The organism is Levilactobacillus tangyuanensis (genome assembly GCF_003946545.1).
GTDB lineage: Bacteria > Bacillota > Bacilli > Lactobacillales > Lactobacillaceae > Levilactobacillus > Levilactobacillus tangyuanensis.
The window spans coordinates 96,125-111,576 of record NZ_RHOA01000003.1; the positions used below are offsets into that span (position 1 = coordinate 96,125).

The window sequence follows — 15,452 nt, forward strand, 5'->3', positions numbered from 1 at the left end:
CCTCAACAGGGCCGCCCTTAGTCATTCAACACTATTTTATTTCTTCCCAGCACTCTTTTCATGAGCGGCTACCGCTAATTCAGGGAACCAGATGGCAATTTCATGGTGGGCGTTTTCACGGCTATCTGACGTGTGGACCACGTTACGGAGAACACCGTCAGGGTAGGAGTGGGCGTAGTCGCCCCGAATCGTCCCTGGTTGCGCATCGTTTGGGCGAGTCTTGCCAGCTAGATTGTGAACCGCCTTGACGATGTCGGTTCCAGTGGCGATAATAGCGACCAGTGGACCTTCTTGCATGTAAGTTTCAATTTCGTGGAAAAATGGTTTGTCGACTTGGTCAACGTAGTGCTTCTTCAATTGGTCGGAAGTCGCGTTAACCACCTTGAGCGCGGTAATCTGATAATGTTTATGTTCCAAACGGCTGATGATATCACCAATGTGGCCTTCAGCGACCCCATCCGGTTTGACTAACAGTAACGTTTTTTCAGAATTTGCCATGACAGAAACCCCCTTGAATTTTTAAACAATGCAAAGGCAATCGTTTAGCTTTCAACAAGTTGCTATCTTAAATTGTAAATGAAAACGCTTCCACAGTCAACTATGTTCAGTAGAAAAGCGTGCCAGTGTTAACCAGCACGCCCAGTGAGGATTATTCGGGATCACCCATAATCATCCACAGAATGAGGTAGGCGATTAAGCCAGGGAAAACTGGGGTGATGGCGAGCACGATAAATAACAGCCGGGCAACGCCAACGTTCCAGCCATAGTGTTCGGCGATGCCGCCAATCACACCGGCGAAGATCCGATTATCTTTTGAACGATGGATATTTTTCATAAGAACGCCTCCTAGGATTGAAAGTCCGTCTTGTTAAAGAAGATGACGCGAATATTGTCATCAGTAATTTCCAATTTGGTAATACTGCCGTTGATAGTGGCGATGCCTTCATCGAGTTCCGGTGTGTAGCGGTCCACGATGGAGCGGATGGTCATGCCGTGGGAGACAACCAAGACTTCATCGCCATCCTTTGAGTTGGCCCGTAATTTGTCGAAGCCCCGGTCCAATCGCTTCCAGAACATGGCGTTATCCTCGGCGTCGCCATACAGGTCGGCCTTGTGGATGAGATCCCGGGCCCGTTCCAGGCCGTAGGTGCCTAAGACATCGGATTCGGAGGTCATCTTGACCTGTTCACCGACGAATTGCCACATTTGATTGGCATCGTTGCCTTCAAAGTAACCGTGACATTGTTCCCGGAACTCGGGGTATTGGTAACTCACAATATTCATATTATTCGGATTTTCGCGAAGGGCGATGCGCGCCGTCTCGATGGCTCGACCGGAATCGCTACTGTAGGCAGCGGCGAAGGGGATGTTGCTGAGTTGTTCGCCGGCCCGTTTCGCATCGGCACGACCCTTTTCAGTTAGGGGGGAGTCAATCCACCCTTGGATTTTATTGTAATGATTGAGCATGGTTTGTCCGTGACGAACAAAGTACGCAGTGACTTTTTTCATAGCCTAACGACTTCCTTTCATGGAACTTCATCAATGAATCCACTTTCAGTATAGCAAGCCACCGCCGGGATTGCGAAATTTTTGCCATAAATTTTCAATGGTCAATCATTCAAACATGCAAGCCTTTTCAAGTCGGGTGGAACATGCTACAGTTATGGCATAACAGGAGATGATTGGTATGAGCACGGAAGCAAGTTATCGGTATACCGGTGAGATAGGCATCGACCTTAGTCAGTTGGCCACCCAGGTCGGGCGCGTTCCTGAACAAGCCATTATTGAAAATGCGCTCCAGGCTAATGGGGTGAAACTCGCCGACTTGCAGGGCCGCCTGTATTCGGAGAAACAGACTGGCGTGATTATCATTTTACAGGGGATGGATACCGCTGGTAAGGATGGTTTAATTCGGCACGTCTTTACCGGATTGAATCCCTCTGGGACCAGCGTGGTCAGCTTTAAGCAACCCACGCAGGTTCAACTCGACCATGACTTCTTGTGGCGAATTAACCAGGCGCTGCCCGAGCGGGGGGAAATTCGAGTCTTCAACCGGTCGCAATATGAAGATGTCTTGATTAGCCGCGTACATCCGGAAATGCTGCTACACCAAAATCTCCCAGGCGTTAATGAGTTGACGGATGTGGACGATGCCTTCTTCCAGAAGCGTTACCATGATCTCCGTCACTTCGAAAAGTATTTGCGACACCAAGGGTTCGTGACAATCAAGTTTTTCTTACACTTGTCGAAAGAAGAACAGACCCGGCGCTTCGAACGCCGGATACAGATTGCCAGCAAGAATTGGAAATTCTCGCCCAGTGACATGAAGGAACGCGCGTTTTGGGACGATTATCAAATGGCCTATCAACAGATGCTAGAGAATACCGCGACCAAGAAGAATCCGTGGTATCTGATTCCGGCAGACGACAAGGGCATTGCCCGGCTTATCGTTTCTAACATTCTGGTTAAACGATTGAAGGACCTGAACCCGCAATATCCCGCCGTGAGTGATGATGAACGGCAGCGGCTGGATGACATTTTAAAAGACCTGAAATCCGGCAAATTGTAACTAACAATTTGCCAACCAGCAGGAATACAAATGTTGATAAATTAATAAGATTGTTAGCTACAACTAGTGAACAGTTGCCGAGAACCGGCCTTTAATGCTAGAGTTGACCTTAATGAAGTTAGCCCGTTTGGGCACAAGGAGGCGTCAGTTGATGAGCGTCAAGGTCGGAATTGACCAGATTGGGTTTTACACGCCCGACCAGTATTTACCATTAGCCGATTTAGCGGTGGCTCGGGGAGACGATCCCAACAAGTACCTGATTGGCATTGGCCAAACGAAACAGGCGGTGATTCCGCCTACTCAGGACGTTGTGACGATGGCGGCAAATGCGGCAGAACAGATATTGTCTGATACAACTAAATCTGAAATTGCCATGGTGCTTTTTGGCACCGAATCCGGGGTCGACAACTCCAAAGCGAGTGCCGTTTACCTGGCACACTTGCTCGGGCTCCCAACCAATACTCGGGCAATCGAAGTGAAGCAGGCCTGCTACGGGGCAACGGCCGGGTTACAAATTGCGGCGGACTTTGTCCGGGTTCACCCAGCGGCCAAGGTGCTGGTGATTGGGGCAGATATTGCCCGGTACGGCTTGCACAGCGCCGGTGAGGTGACTCAGGGGGGTGGTGCCATCGCGATGATGGTCACGGCCAACCCACGGGTCTTAACGTTGGATGCCGTCAGCAGTTACCATACCGAAGACGTGATGGACTTTTGGCGGCCAGTCTATCGAACGGAAGCCCTGGTCGATGGTCGGTACTCGACCAATGTCTACCTCAAGTTTTTCGAGACGGTTTGGCAGGACTATCAACGTCAGACTGGCAAAACCATTGCCGACTTCACGGCCTTTGTTTTCCATCTACCATTCACTAAAATGGGACGGAAGGGGCTGCGGCAAATTCTGCCCACCGCATCAGCTGACCAGCAGGCGAGTCTAACGGCTAACTTTGAGGCTAGCCAGGAGGACAACCGCAATGTCGGGAACCTATACACCGGATCTCTGTACTTGAGTTTCTTGTCCCTGCTGCGTCATGGCCAGCTACAGGGTGGCGAGACGGTTGGGTTCTTTAGTTATGGTTCGGGCGCCGAGGGCGAGTTCTTTAGCGGTACCGTAGAACCAACCTATCGTAAGGGGTTCGCCGAAGCCAAAATTGCGGCGATGCTGGACCAGCGGACGGCGGTTACCGTCGATGAGTATGAGGAACTCTTCAATGAACAGTTGCCCAACGATGCTGAGGACGTGCGCTTGCCGGTTGGCACGGAACATGCACGGTACTACCTGGCTGGCCGTCGTGGCGAACAACGGTTGTATCGGCAACAAACAACTTGTTAAATGAAACGATTGATCAACAAGGGCGGCTGAGAATTTATCGCGGCCGCCCTTGTTTAAGTCATGTTCTAATCAAATTCGTTTTTCGTCACGGCACCGTCTTTAAAGACCAATACCGGTGATTCGTTCTTTAGGCCGAGGGTTAAGGTGTACCCATCCCCGAGTGATTTTTGAATGGACTTACTGGTCTTTGTGAAGTTGCTGGTGAAGCGGGGCCATTTGGCCTGCTTGGCCTGACTAGGGTCCTTCTCAAGTGCTTGGATGGTCTTGATCAGATCCTTATTGGTCACGGTGATGGCATAGGTCTTGTTGTCGCTGTTGAAGCTGATAGTTCCGATTGATTTTAAGGCCTTACCGAGTTGCTGACGAATGATTTTTTCGGCCTCGGGCCGAGTCATGGTTGAACTCGATGAGGCGCCAAAGGTTTGACTACCGCTAGAACTCATCGATGGCTTTTGCGACATGGATGTCGCCGGTTTTGAATCCGAATTCGACCAGTAGGGGAGCTTCCAGATAGAAAGCCCCGTGCCGATAACGGCCACCGTGAGTAGCAGGGTGGCGCCAATCCAGGAATCATGTTGCTGAATGGCAGTCATTAGGGAAAAGGCTGCGATAATGGCGATAATCGCCCCAAAAATAGCAAAACCAAGAAACATAGTAAACCTCCCACAACACAATTTAAATCAAGTATAACACGTTGATAAAGCGCGAGACCCTCGGTTAGTAAATTTGAATTAAAGTCGAATTATTTCCAATATAAATGTAATTATGACGGCCTAAGCGAATTATAACCGAATATTAATGTTAAAGTTGTCGCCAAAAGTTAATCTTTCCAGTATAATATTCGTATACCAGAGAAAAGAGGAGATTAGTGTGACCAATATCTATTTAGCAGGACCATTCTTTGATGATGAACAGATTGAGCGAATCGAACGGGTAGAAAAGGCCTTAGCTGCCAACCCGACAATCGGCCATGTCTTTAGCCCTCGTCTAGACGAGATCCCAGGGCTGACCATGGGCACGCCCGAATGGGCCACGCAAACCTTCCAAATGGACGTTTCGCAGATCGATAAGGCCGACGTTGTCGTGGCCTTGTCAGATTTCGTCGACGACCAAGTGGATTCCGGTACGGCCTTTGAAATTGGCTACGCCTTCCACAGTAAGAAGCCGGTCGTGCTTCTGCATGAGAAGAAAACAATTCTGAACTTGATGCTGGCGGAAAGCCTCCACGCCCACCTGACTGATGCTGCTGAATTGGCAACGTATGACTTTTCTACGCTGCCTGAAAGCCATTATGAAGGCAAGGTTATCTAAACTCGAGTCATTAAAAAGGCCGCTACCATATTGGTAGCAGCCTTATTTTTTTACATTTAGTGGACGTCGTCGCGGAACAGCCCGACAACCTTACCCAACACGCTAACGTGGTTCAAGATGATTGGCGCCATGGTGTCGTTTTCCGGTTGCAGACGGAAATGGTCGGCTTCCTTAAAGAAACGTTTGCAGGTTGCTTCATTTTCCTCCGTCATGGCAATGACGATGTCGCCATTGTCAGCGGATTGTTGCCGGCGAACGATGACTTGGTCACCATTCAAGATGCCGATGTTAATCATACTTTCACCGCGAATGGTGAGCATGAACAATTGATCATCGTCACGTTCAAATTCGGGTGGAATGGGGAAGTAGTCCGTCGCTTCTTGCACGGCCAGGATGGGTTCCCCGGCGGTAACCGTCCCCAGCACAGGAATTTGTGTTTGCTTTTCGTGGACGCCTAGTTCGTCCAAACCGGCAGGGGTAACTTCGAGGGCCCGTGGCTTCGTGGGGTCCTTCGTCAGTAAGCCTTTCTTTTCCAGTCGGGCGATGTGACCGTGAACGGTCGACGTCGAAGACAGGGAAACGGCTTCGCCAATTTCACGAACCGTTGGCGGGTATCCTTTTTCGTTAACGCGTTCCCAAATGAAGCGCAGAACCGCGAGTTGTTTACTTTCTGAAGCTTTGCTCATCTTATTTTGCCACCTCATTCGTCAGTCATAGTTTGGTTTAAAGCAATTGTAGCATAGGGTTACGGCTTTTTCAAACAGATGTTCGGGTAGATTGGTTGAATTCACGAATCAACCCTGATATGATATGAGCTAGTGAAAAATCAGTGAAAATAATAAATTTGACGTAGAGGAGTAGATTTGATGGCTGAAACCACGATGGATACCCTGTTGGTCCGGATTAACGAACTGGCACATAAGGCAAAGGATGAAGGATTAACGGATGCCGAAACGGCAGAACGGGCCGATCTTCGTCAACAATACCTAAAACTTTTTCGTGAAAGCTTTAAGAGTCAGATTGAAACGATGGCGGTCTTTGATAAGGATGGGAATGAAGTTACCCCTAAAAAAGTCCAAGATCTACAGCGGGCCAAGGGACTTCGCGACAATTAAATGGTTGAGTGAGTCTTTTTTTGAAGATTCACTCTTTTATTTTGCGTTAGATTTGTGTAAAATTGGGAGTTGAATGACTTCAAGCGAGGAGGAACACGCTTTGGCTAATATTGCACCTTGGATTTGGATTTTGATTATTATTGTGGTTGCGATTGCAAGTGCGGTTGCCGGATTCTTCGGCGCCCGTAAGTACATGCAAAATTACTTAAAAGATAATCCACCAATTAATGAAGACCAGCTGCGGGCAATGATGCTGCAGATGGGTCAAAAACCATCTCAACGTAAGCTGCATCAAATGATGACGGCTATGAAACAAAACGCTCACGACAAGTAGGCGTTGACTTCTTGAGGCTCACCATGCCAGTTCTGGCGCGGTGAGCTTTTTTAGTTGCATTTTGCAGAAAGTTGGGTAAACTTATTAAGTCTGTAATAATTTTAATCGTATTCTAATTTAAGGAGGGATCGACATGAGTATTTTTCGCAAACTAGCGTGGTATTTCCGGCTTGAATGGCGGCAATACCTGGTAGGGATCGTGGGTCTCTTACTGACCGCGATCATTGCGATTATCCCGCCACGGATTATTGGGAACCTGGTCGATGGTATTCACGGCCAATCGATGACGGGGCGGCAATTAGCCACCGACATCGGCTTTATAGTTCTGGCGGCCGTTGGCCAATATGCCACACGGTACATGTGGCGCAATGCTATCTGGGGCGGCGCAGCTCATTTGGAGCAGCTCCTCAGAAACCGGCTGTTTAATTACTTTATGCAAATGGACCGGGTCTTCTATCAGAAGTATCGGACGGGGGATTTAATGGCCCACGCCACGAATGACCTTGAGGCCATCCAGCGGGTGGCCGGTGGTGGGATCTTGCAATTTGCCGATGCCATCATTACCGGTGGGACGACACTGATTGCCATGATGACGCTGATTGATTGGCGGTTGACACTTTTAGCTATTATTCCTTTCCCATTCCTAGCGGTTATTTCCCGTTACTTAGGTCAAAAGATTCATCGGGCCTTCAGTGCTTCCCAAGCGGCTTTCTCACGGCTGAATAACAAGGCTCAGGAAAGTATTAGTGGGATTAAGGTCATCAAGGCCCTGGGACAAGGTGAGGCCGATGTCGCTGACTTTGATGAACAGGTTGACGAAACCATTAAGATTAATCGGCGGGTCAACCGGCTGGATTCCATGTTTGACCCAGCCATCACACTGGTCATTTCGATTTCCTATGTCGCCACCATCGTTCTTGGGGGGCTCTTTGTCACGCATCACGTGATTACGATTGGGAACCTGGTTTCCTTTATCAGTTACTTGGCCATGATGGTGTGGCCGATGTTTGCCGTGGGGATGCTGTTTAATACCATGGAACGGGGCAATGCCAGTTATGACCGGGTCATGGAGCTTCTGGAACAGAAGACTCATATCATCGACCGGAAGAATGGCTTAACGGTTCGGCCAACCGGGACGGTTGACTATCATATCAATCGGTTCGATTACCCCGACAATGCGGGTGCTAGTCTCAAGCAAATTGATTTTGATTTGCCGGCTGGCCACACTTTAGGGATTGTCGGTCGGGTTGGCGCCGGAAAGTCTACCATTATGAAGCTATTGCTACGTGAGTTTGATCAATACGATGGCAATATTTCATTCGGTGGGCATTCCATCAAGGACTATGCCTTAGACAGCTATCTGCCCGCCATCGGGTATGTGCCACAAGAGAGTTTTCTATTTTCGAGCACTGTTTTCGAAAATATCCGCTTCGCTCGGCCCGACGCCAGCAAGGAGACGGTTGAAGCGGCCGCGGCCAAGAGTGACCTGGCCGGGCAAATCGACCAGTTACCGGATGGCTATGAAACCCAGGTTGGCGAGCAAGGGATTTCGCTTTCCGGGGGCCAACGACAACGATTGGCAATTGCGCGGGCGCTCTTAATTGACCCGGAATTGTTAATCTTGGATGATGCCTTGTCCGCGGTTGATGCGGAGACGGAGGCCGAAATTTTACAGAATTTAAAGGAAGAACGGGCCAACAAGACCACGATTATTTCGGCTCATCGACTGAGCTCGGTGATGAACGCCGATGAAATTCTGGTATTAGACGAAGGCGCCGTGGCCGAGCGTGGGACTCACGCAGAACTCATGGCCAAGGGCGGTTGGTATCAAAGAATGTTTACTGAACAACAGTTAGAGACCCAAGCGAAGGGAGGGATCACCAATGGCTGATAAAGCTCATCAATCTGCGTGGGCCAAGAGCATGACCACGAAGGAACAGCTGACCGTGGTCCGTCGCCTGATGGGCTTCGCGGGACCCTACAAGTGGTTCTTCATCTGGTCGGTGGTGCTCTCCGCCGCCATCAGCGCGGTCAATGTTTTTCTTCCTTGGCTGTTACAAACTTATATGGACCGCTACTTGAGAACCAGTAATGCCACGATTCAAATCATGTGGATGTTTGCCGGATTTTACTTTGGTGGGATGTTGGTGCGGGCCATCATGCAATTCTGGCAGAACTATTCGAGTACGATGGGTGCCGAATACATGTTGGAAAATGTCCGCCGGAAGTTGTTTAGCCAGCTCCACACGAAGGGGATGCGGTACTTCGATCAGACGCCAGGTGGATCGATTCTGTCACGATTGATGAACGACACCATGACGTTTGCTAACTTCTGGGCGTTACTGAACACGCTGATCCTGGCCCTGTTTGCCGTCGTGTCGTCCTTCATCGCCATGTACCTCACCGATGTTAAGGTGGCGCTGTGGACGCTGGTCTTAGTGCCATTCCTGGTCGTGACGATCTGGTATTATCAGCACTACAGTTCCAAAGTCTATCGGCGAATGCGGGAACGCTTGAGCCAGTTGAATACCAAGTTGGCCGAAGCCATTACTGGGATTACCGTTATTCAGGAATTTCGGCAGGAAGATCGAACGTCGAAGCAATTTGAAAAAACCAATCAGGCCTATTACGCCACGCGCAAGGCCATGATTAAGACCAACACCTTACTATTAAGCCCAATGATTAATCTGTTCTATGCGCTGGGCACAGCCCTGGTCTTGGGGTTATTCGGTGTCCGTGGCCTCCATGAAATTGTGGCGGCCGGAGTCATTTATGCCTTTATCACGTACCTGAACAATTTCTACAGCCCAATGAGTAATATGATGGACAGCCTCAGTGACTTTCAAAATGGGATGGTTGCCGGCTCTCGGGTTCTGCGGATTGTGGATGATCAGACACTGGCACCCAAGCAACATCCTGTTGCCGGGGCAACGATTACGCGCGGGAAAGTTGAATTTCGTCACGTGACCTTTGCCTACGACCAGGAGCATCCAGTGCTGAAGGACGTGTCGTTCGTGGTTGAACCCGGACAGACGGTGGCATTAGTTGGCCAGACTGGGTCGGGGAAGACCTCGACGATTAATGTCTTGATGCGCTTCTATGAATTTCAGTCCGGCGAAGTCTTGGTCGATGACCGAGACATTCGGGACTATCCAGCAGAAGAATTGCGTTCAAAGCTCGGTTTGGTTCTTCAAGAGCCACAGTTGTTCTACGGTGATATTCAGACCAATATTCGGATGTATAATACCTCGATTTCCGATGAGGAAGTTCGGCAGGCGGCGCAATTTGTTCAAGCGGACGAGTTCATTGAGCGGCTGCCACAAGGCTATACAACGCCCGTGCTCGAACGGGGGACTGAGTATTCTGCCGGGGAACGGCAACTGATTACCTTTGCTCGGACCGTGGTGACCGATCCCAAGATTTTAATTCTGGATGAGGCGACGGCTAACGTCGATACCGAGACGGAAACGATGATTCAAACGGGTCTCAACAAGCTTCAAGAGAACCGGACGACCATCGCCATTGCTCACCGGTTATCCACGATTCAGAATGCCGACCAGATTCTGGTGTTGCACCAAGGCCAGATCATGGAACGGGGAACCAATGATGAGTTGATGGCCCAAAAGGGTTATTACTACGACATGATTCAACTCCAGAATGCCGCACATGACCATTAATTGTTGTATGCAAAAAGGGAACCAGAGACAATCTCCGGTTCCCTTTTTTATTTGAGGTTATTTGAGCTTAGATTGTTCTTTGGCGGCTTTTTCTTCCCCGGTGACGTCCACGTAGTGAAAGTCCGGATTGATTTCTTTATCCAGGCTGTCAAAGGCAGCTTGCATCTGTTGTTCAATTTGTTTTTGGCCGTCTTCGTCTAGCTTGAGCTTCCGGTCAATGGTGATTGGCTTGCCAAAGGCAACAGTCACCCGTTGGCGCGAGAAGAGCCGCTTGAAGGTCAATGGCCCCTGGTAAACGGCGGGAACGAGGGGCACGCGGGCCATCTTAGCAATGACGGCGGCACCACCCTTGAGCTCGGCCGAGTGACGCGACCCCGAGGGAAACATGATTAAGGACAGGTCGCCCTGGCGTAGAATACGGACAGGTGTTTTGATGGCCGACGGGCCGGGATGATCACGATTTACAGAAAAACCATTGACGCGAACCAAAATCCATCGCAAAATTGGATTTTGGAAGAGTTCTTCTTTAGCCATGAAGCTAAACTTGCGCGGGCTCGCGGCCAGCGCAAAGTAGACGGGGTCGAACCAAGTCCGATGGGGGCCCACCAAGACGTAGGGGCCGTCGGGCAGATCGTCACGGTGTTGATAGGTGGCCCGTCCGTTAATTAGAAAGAGTAAGGCGCGGATAATCCCGCGCAAAAACGAATAAAACATGAGTGCACTCCTCTCGCAGCGTTTCTATATTAGACTAGTATGCAAAAAAAATGCTGGCGTTGCAAGTGATCTGCGAGGGTTTGCCGAGAGGAAGAGTAGAATGACCAGCTTAAAAGCCGATGAACGAATCGACCAACTTTATAGTCAGGATGTTCAAATCATCCAAAGCCCCAGCGTTTTTGCCTTCTCGTTGGACGCCGTTTTACTAGCGGACTTTGCCACATTACCTGCCCGAGCAACCAGCCAAACGGTCGACCTGTGTGCGGGAAATGGTGCCGTGGGCCTGTTCATGAGTGGGAAAACGCATGGCAAGATTGCTGAGGTGGAGCTACAGCCACGCTTGGCCGATATGGCCAGACGGAGTATCACCCTGAATGATTTGGACGACCAAATGACGGTCTATGAGGGTGACCTGGCCAACGTCAACGACTGGATTCCCAAGGACTCGGCCGACGTGGTGACCTGTAATCCGCCATACTTTGCCGACCTGCCGGATAGTCAGAAGAATCCTAATCAATATTTAGCCATCGCGCGCCATGAGATCACGACCAACCTGGCGACAATTGTGGCGACAACGAGTGGCCTACTTAAGATGAACGGGAAGGCTTATTTTGTCCATCGGCCAGACCGGTTCTTAGAATTGACGCAGTTGATGGCGGCCAATCGGCTCGCGCCCAAGCGGGTTCGACTGGTTCACCCTAAGCCGGGTAAGGAGGCCAACATGGTCCTTGTCGAGGCGATTAAGGATGGCCATTCGGGCGGCATGCGCTTCCTGTCACCGCTGACGGTTTATGACCAGAAAGGGGCGTATTCGGCGGAAGTGGAGGCGTTGCTCTATGGCAACCATTGAGGCCGATAATTATTTTTTCTACGTGTTGCTATGCGAGGATGACTCGTTGTATGGCGGCTTTACCACCGATGTGGCCAAGCGATTTGCCACTCATTTGGCTGGCAAGGGGGCCAAATACACTCGGGTTCACCGGCCAGTAAAGGTTCTGTTCAGTCAGGGGTTCGATAACAAGCATGACGCCCTGCATGCCGAATGGGCATTCAAGCACCAAACTCGTCAGCGCAAGCTGGCCTTCCTGGCGGAACAAGGGGTTCACTTAACCAAGTAGGTCTTTGACTAAGCAAACAACTCGGGCTGTGTTAGAATGAAGCGGTACCGATTAATGAAACACCTATGACCTAATTAAGGAGGAGCTTACTGTGAAAATTATTGCTTATGGCATCCGTGACGATGAACGCCCATACTTAGATCAATGGTCCAAGGACCAAGGGATTGAGGTTAAGGCTGTCGGGGAGTTATTAGATGACTCGACGGTGGATCTTGCTAAGGGCTATGACGGGGCAGTGGTTTACCAACAAAAGCCTTACACGGCTGACGTCCTTGATAAGTTAGCTGCCAATGGCATTACTAACCTGTCCTTACGTAACGTGGGGGTCGACAACGTCGATGCCGACGCGGTTAAGCGTAATGGCTTTAAGGTGACTAACGTGCCAGCCTATTCACCAGCTGCCATTGCCGAATTTACGGTGACGGAATTAATGCGGTTGTTACGGCGAACACCAACCTTCGATCGCAAGCAGGCCGCTGGGGACTTAACCTGGGCCCCCGACATTGCCGATGAACTCAATTCGATGACGGTTGGGATTGTGGCTACTGGACGGATCGGTCGCGCGGCGATGAAGATTTACCAAGGCTTCGGTGCTAAGGTGATTGCTTACGATGTTTACCACAATCCGGAATTGGAAAAGGCCGGGATTTACGTTGACTCACTGGATGATCTCTATGCCCAAGCCGACGTTATTTCCTTACACGCGCCCGCAACGAAGGATAATAACAAGATGCTTGATGATGCGGCCTTCGCCAAGATGAAGGACGGCGTCTGGATCTTGAACCCAGCCCGTGGGGCCTTAATCGATACCGATGCCCTGATTCGTGCGCTGGACAGCGGCAAGGTCGCCGGGGCGGCCCTGGATGTCTACGAAGACGAAGTTGGTCTTTTTAATGCCGACTTCAAGAGCTTTGAGGATATTCCGGACGAACGCCTGAAGAACTTGATGCGGCGAGATAACGTGCTGGTTAGCCCACACATCGCTTTCTACACCAAGACGGCCGTTAAGAACATGGTTCAATTTGCTTTGAATAACAATAAGCAATTGATTGAATCGGGTCATGCCGAAAACCAAGTCGAGTTCTAGAGCCACTGAATCAACGACACTATTATTTAATTGAAGGAAGGGCCCGAGCCAGTCATTTCGGGCCCTTTGGCTTGTCTGAATGAAAATTTGACAAAAGTCAGATTTTAACTTGTGTTTAGACGGCTAGTTTTGTATAATTACTTTCGGTGCGTATGCGCCAATTCACACCTCATGTGATGACTGAAGGGGTGCTCGGAAGAGTTCTTTGGTCGTGTGAGCATGGGGGAGGAAATCAAAAACTATTTGGAGGCATTTTATCATGGCTGTTATTTCAATGAAACAACTGCTCGAAGCCGGTGTCCACTTTGGTCACCAAACTCGTCGTTGGAACCCTAAGATGAAGCAATACATCTTCACGGAACGTAACGGTATCTACATCATCGACTTACAAAAGACGGTGAAGTTAATCGATGCTGCTTACAACTACATGAAGGACGAAGCTGCTAAGGGCGCCGTTGTTCTGTTTGTTGGGACTAAGAAGCAAGCACAAGACTCTATCGAAGAAGAAGCTACCCGTGCTGGTCAATACTACGTTAACCACCGTTGGTTAGGTGGGACTTTGACTAACTGGGAAACCATCCAAACGCGGATCAAGCGTCTTAAGTCATTGAAGAAGATGGCTACTGACGGGACGTTTGATGTTCTTCCTAAGAAGGAAGTTTCCTTGCTTAAGAAGTCTCAAGATAAGTTGGAACGTTTCTTAGGCGGTATCGAAGATATGCCTAAGCTTCCTGACGTTATGTTCATCGTTGACCCTCGTAAGGAACAAATCGCTGTTCACGAAGCACAAAAGTTGAACATTCCGATTGTTGCTATGGTTGACACGAACACTGACCCAGATGAAATTGACGTGGTTATCCCATCTAACGATGACGCTATCCGTGCCGTTCGTCTGATCACTTCTAAGATGGCTGACGCTATCGTTGAAGGCCGTCAGGGTGAAGACCAAGTTGACGAAAAGACCTTCGATGGTCAAAAGTCTGCTGCCGCTGATGGCGACAAGAAGGCTGCTGACAACTCGATGGAAGACATCGTCAACGCTGTTGAAGGCGACAACAAGTAATTAAATGCAAGGTACCGGTAACGGTACTTTCCAAATACTAGATTTAAAGCACCTTAGGCTGGCTTAATGTTTAGGACCGTTGATGGCCTGAGATATTGAGTCAGTCTTTTTTGATGCCTTGAATGAAATGAAAATAAGGAGGCCATTACACATGGCAAGTAAGATCACTGCAGCACAAGTTAAAGAGTTACGTGACAAGACTCAAGTTGGGATGATGGATGCTAAAAAGGCCCTTGTTGCTTCTGAAGGCGACATGGACAAGGCCATCGACTTCTTACGTGAAAAAGGGATTGCTAAGGCTAAGAAGAAGAGCGGCAACATTGCTGCTAACGGTTTAGCTCGCGTGAAGGTAGACGGTAACACCGCTGCCATCATCGAAGTTAACTCCGAAACCGACTTCGTGGCAACTAACGATACCTTCAACGGTTTAGTTGATGCTATCTCTAACACCATTGCTTCTAACCAACCAGCCGACATGGATGCCGCTTTGGCATTACCAACTGCCGATGGGGACACGGTTAACGAAGCCATCATCAAGACCACTCAAGTTACGAGTGAAAACGTTAAGTTACGTCGTTTCGCCGTTGTTAACAAGACTGACGGTCAAGTATTCGGCGCTTACTTACACCAAGGTGGCCAAATCGCTGCCGTTGTTGTCTTAGACGGTGCTGATGAAGCCACTGCCAAGGATGTTGCCATGCACGTTGCTGCTATCAACCCTGAATTCGTTTCTAAGGATGACATTCCTGCCGACCGTTTGGACCACGAACGTGAAGTCCTGAAGCAAGAAGCATTGAACGAAGGCAAGCCTGAAAAGATCGTTGAAAAGATGGTCGAAGGTCGTCTTCACAAGTTCCTGTCAGAAATCAGCTTAGCTGACCAACCATTCGTTAAGGATGGCGACCAGACTGTTGGCCAATTTGTTGCCAGCAAGGGTGGCAAGTTAGTTAGCTTCGTTCGTTACGAAGTTGGCGAAGGTATCGAAAAGAAGACGGTTGACTTGGCTCAAGAAGTTCAAGACCAAATCAACGGCTAATTTAAACTTTTTACGGCGTGGATTTCCTTTGGGAGACCCACGCTTTTTTTGTGAATTTGGCGGCGGAGTCGGATATGGGACGGTGAAATGCCAGATTT

Annotated in this window: 18 protein-coding genes; 12 read left to right on the plus strand and 6 right to left on the minus strand. The window is 49.5% G+C overall.

The window, feature by feature from the left end; genetic code table 11:
* Positions 1-36 precede the first annotated feature (36 nt).
* The 3 genes from ndk to EKM96_RS03700 form a co-directional block, all read right to left on the minus strand.
* On the minus strand, positions 37-498 hold the full coding sequence (gene ndk / locus EKM96_RS03690; protein WP_125639888.1) for a nucleoside-diphosphate kinase: 462 nt from the start codon (positions 496-498) through the stop codon (positions 37-39).
* A 151-nt stretch (positions 499-649) separates the two neighbouring features.
* Entirely contained in the window at positions 650-835 is a 186-nt protein-coding gene (locus EKM96_RS03695; protein WP_125639891.1) for a PspC domain-containing protein, read from the minus strand.
* Positions 836-846: 11 nt separating this feature from the next.
* Positions 847-1,509: a histidine phosphatase family protein gene (locus EKM96_RS03700; protein WP_125639894.1), complete on the minus strand. Its 663-nt coding sequence runs from the start codon at positions 1,507-1,509 to the stop codon at positions 847-849.
* A gap of 178 nt (positions 1,510-1,687) precedes the next feature.
* Between EKM96_RS03700 and EKM96_RS03705 the strand changes: the two genes are divergently transcribed.
* Together EKM96_RS03705 and EKM96_RS03710 are read left to right on the plus strand one after the other, a co-directional pair.
* Positions 1,688-2,569 carry a PPK2 family polyphosphate kinase gene (locus EKM96_RS03705; protein ID WP_125639897.1) on the plus strand — a complete coding sequence of 294 codons (882 nt, stop codon included), beginning with the start codon at positions 1,688-1,690 and terminating at the stop codon, positions 2,567-2,569.
* Between the two features lie 151 nt (positions 2,570-2,720).
* Positions 2,721-3,899: a hydroxymethylglutaryl-CoA synthase gene (locus EKM96_RS03710; RefSeq protein WP_125639900.1), complete on the plus strand. Its 1,179-nt coding sequence runs from the start codon at positions 2,721-2,723 to the stop codon at positions 3,897-3,899.
* Between the two features lie 65 nt (positions 3,900-3,964).
* On the opposite strand, the gene EKM96_RS03715 is transcribed toward EKM96_RS03710, so the two are convergent.
* A complete protein-coding gene (locus EKM96_RS03715) occupies positions 3,965-4,552 on the minus strand; it encodes a hypothetical protein (protein ID WP_125639903.1) in 588 nt (195 codons plus the stop codon).
* A gap of 217 nt (positions 4,553-4,769) precedes the next feature.
* Between EKM96_RS03715 and EKM96_RS03720 the strand changes: the two genes are divergently transcribed.
* Entirely contained in the window at positions 4,770-5,210 is a 441-nt protein-coding gene (locus tag EKM96_RS03720) for a nucleoside 2-deoxyribosyltransferase (RefSeq protein ID WP_125639906.1), read from the plus strand.
* Positions 5,211-5,266: 56 nt separating this feature from the next.
* Here EKM96_RS03720 and lexA read toward each other — a convergent pair whose 3' ends face one another.
* Entirely contained in the window at positions 5,267-5,896 is a 630-nt protein-coding gene (lexA, locus tag EKM96_RS03725; protein WP_061775946.1) for a transcriptional repressor LexA, read from the minus strand.
* Positions 5,897-6,076: 180 nt separating this feature from the next.
* Here lexA and EKM96_RS03730 point away from each other — a divergent pair, with 180 nt between their 5' ends.
* The 4 genes from EKM96_RS03730 to EKM96_RS03745 all read left to right on the plus strand — a co-directional run bounded on the left by EKM96_RS03730 (position 6,077) and on the right by EKM96_RS03745 (position 10,336).
* Positions 6,077-6,325 carry a DUF896 domain-containing protein gene (locus EKM96_RS03730; RefSeq protein ID WP_125639909.1) on the plus strand — a complete coding sequence of 83 codons (249 nt, stop codon included), beginning with the start codon at positions 6,077-6,079 and terminating at the stop codon, positions 6,323-6,325.
* Between the two features lie 109 nt (positions 6,326-6,434).
* Positions 6,435-6,659 (plus strand): YneF family protein, encoded by a 225-nt coding sequence (locus EKM96_RS03735; RefSeq protein ID WP_125640346.1) that lies wholly within the window; start codon positions 6,435-6,437, stop codon positions 6,657-6,659.
* A 133-nt stretch (positions 6,660-6,792) separates the two neighbouring features.
* A complete protein-coding gene (locus EKM96_RS03740; protein WP_125639912.1) occupies positions 6,793-8,550 on the plus strand; it encodes an ABC transporter ATP-binding protein in 1,758 nt (585 codons plus the stop codon).
* On the plus strand, positions 8,543-10,336 hold the full coding sequence (locus EKM96_RS03745; RefSeq protein WP_125639915.1) for an ABC transporter ATP-binding protein: 1,794 nt from the start codon (positions 8,543-8,545) through the stop codon (positions 10,334-10,336). Before EKM96_RS03740 ends, EKM96_RS03745 begins: the two co-directional genes overlap by 8 nt.
* A gap of 57 nt (positions 10,337-10,393) precedes the next feature.
* Here the strand turns inward: EKM96_RS03745 and EKM96_RS03750 are convergent, their stop codons facing one another.
* A complete protein-coding gene (locus tag EKM96_RS03750; protein ID WP_125639918.1) occupies positions 10,394-11,050 on the minus strand; it encodes a lysophospholipid acyltransferase family protein in 657 nt (218 codons plus the stop codon).
* A 100-nt stretch (positions 11,051-11,150) separates the two neighbouring features.
* Between EKM96_RS03750 and EKM96_RS03755 the strand changes: the two genes are divergently transcribed.
* From EKM96_RS03755 to tsf, 5 genes are all read left to right on the plus strand, one after another.
* The gene (locus EKM96_RS03755) at positions 11,151-11,900 is read left to right on the plus strand and encodes a tRNA1(Val) (adenine(37)-N6)-methyltransferase (protein WP_125639921.1); all 750 of its coding nucleotides are present in this window, start codon (positions 11,151-11,153) and stop codon (positions 11,898-11,900) included.
* Positions 11,887-12,168 carry a GIY-YIG nuclease family protein gene (locus EKM96_RS03760; protein WP_125639924.1) on the plus strand — a complete coding sequence of 94 codons (282 nt, stop codon included), beginning with the start codon at positions 11,887-11,889 and terminating at the stop codon, positions 12,166-12,168. Before EKM96_RS03755 ends, EKM96_RS03760 begins: the two co-directional genes overlap by 14 nt.
* 91 nt (positions 12,169-12,259) lie before the next feature.
* A complete protein-coding gene (locus tag EKM96_RS03765) occupies positions 12,260-13,255 on the plus strand; it encodes a D-2-hydroxyacid dehydrogenase (protein ID WP_125639927.1) in 996 nt (331 codons plus the stop codon).
* Positions 13,256-13,514: 259 nt separating this feature from the next.
* The gene (gene rpsB, locus EKM96_RS03770) at positions 13,515-14,318 is read left to right on the plus strand and encodes a 30S ribosomal protein S2 (RefSeq protein WP_125639930.1); all 804 of its coding nucleotides are present in this window, start codon (positions 13,515-13,517) and stop codon (positions 14,316-14,318) included.
* Positions 14,319-14,469: 151 nt separating this feature from the next.
* Entirely contained in the window at positions 14,470-15,354 is an 885-nt protein-coding gene (gene tsf, locus EKM96_RS03775; protein WP_125639933.1) for a translation elongation factor Ts, read from the plus strand.
* The last annotated feature ends 98 nt before the right edge of the window (positions 15,355-15,452 follow it).

What these genes read in the sequence shown, in the direction of transcription:
- ndk (WP_125639888.1), bottom strand. Translation starts at nt 498, where the DNA reads ATGGCAAATTCTGAAAAAACGTTACTGTTAGTCAAACCGGATGGGGTC.
- EKM96_RS03695 (WP_125639891.1), bottom strand. Translation starts at nt 835, where the DNA reads ATGAAAAATATCCATCGTTCAAAAGATAATCGGATCTTCGCCGGTGTG.
- EKM96_RS03700 (WP_125639894.1), bottom strand. Translation starts at nt 1,509, where the DNA reads ATGAAAAAAGTCACTGCGTACTTTGTTCGTCACGGACAAACCATGCTC.
- EKM96_RS03705 (WP_125639897.1), top strand. Translation starts at nt 1,688, where the DNA reads ATGAGCACGGAAGCAAGTTATCGGTATACCGGTGAGATAGGCATCGAC.
- EKM96_RS03710 (WP_125639900.1), top strand. Translation starts at nt 2,721, where the DNA reads ATGAGCGTCAAGGTCGGAATTGACCAGATTGGGTTTTACACGCCCGAC.
- EKM96_RS03715 (WP_125639903.1), bottom strand. Translation starts at nt 4,552, where the DNA reads ATGTTTCTTGGTTTTGCTATTTTTGGGGCGATTATCGCCATTATCGCA.
- lexA (WP_061775946.1), bottom strand. Translation starts at nt 5,896, where the DNA reads ATGAGCAAAGCTTCAGAAAGTAAACAACTCGCGGTTCTGCGCTTCATT.
- EKM96_RS03730 (WP_125639909.1), top strand. Translation starts at nt 6,077, where the DNA reads ATGGCTGAAACCACGATGGATACCCTGTTGGTCCGGATTAACGAACTG.
- EKM96_RS03740 (WP_125639912.1), top strand. Translation starts at nt 6,793, where the DNA reads ATGAGTATTTTTCGCAAACTAGCGTGGTATTTCCGGCTTGAATGGCGG.
- EKM96_RS03745 (WP_125639915.1), top strand. Translation starts at nt 8,543, where the DNA reads ATGGCTGATAAAGCTCATCAATCTGCGTGGGCCAAGAGCATGACCACG.
- EKM96_RS03750 (WP_125639918.1), bottom strand. Translation starts at nt 11,050, where the DNA reads ATGTTTTATTCGTTTTTGCGCGGGATTATCCGCGCCTTACTCTTTCTA.
- EKM96_RS03755 (WP_125639921.1), top strand. Translation starts at nt 11,151, where the DNA reads ATGACCAGCTTAAAAGCCGATGAACGAATCGACCAACTTTATAGTCAG.
- EKM96_RS03760 (WP_125639924.1), top strand. Translation starts at nt 11,887, where the DNA reads ATGGCAACCATTGAGGCCGATAATTATTTTTTCTACGTGTTGCTATGC.
- rpsB (WP_125639930.1), top strand. Translation starts at nt 13,515, where the DNA reads ATGGCTGTTATTTCAATGAAACAACTGCTCGAAGCCGGTGTCCACTTT.
- tsf (WP_125639933.1), top strand. Translation starts at nt 14,470, where the DNA reads ATGGCAAGTAAGATCACTGCAGCACAAGTTAAAGAGTTACGTGACAAG.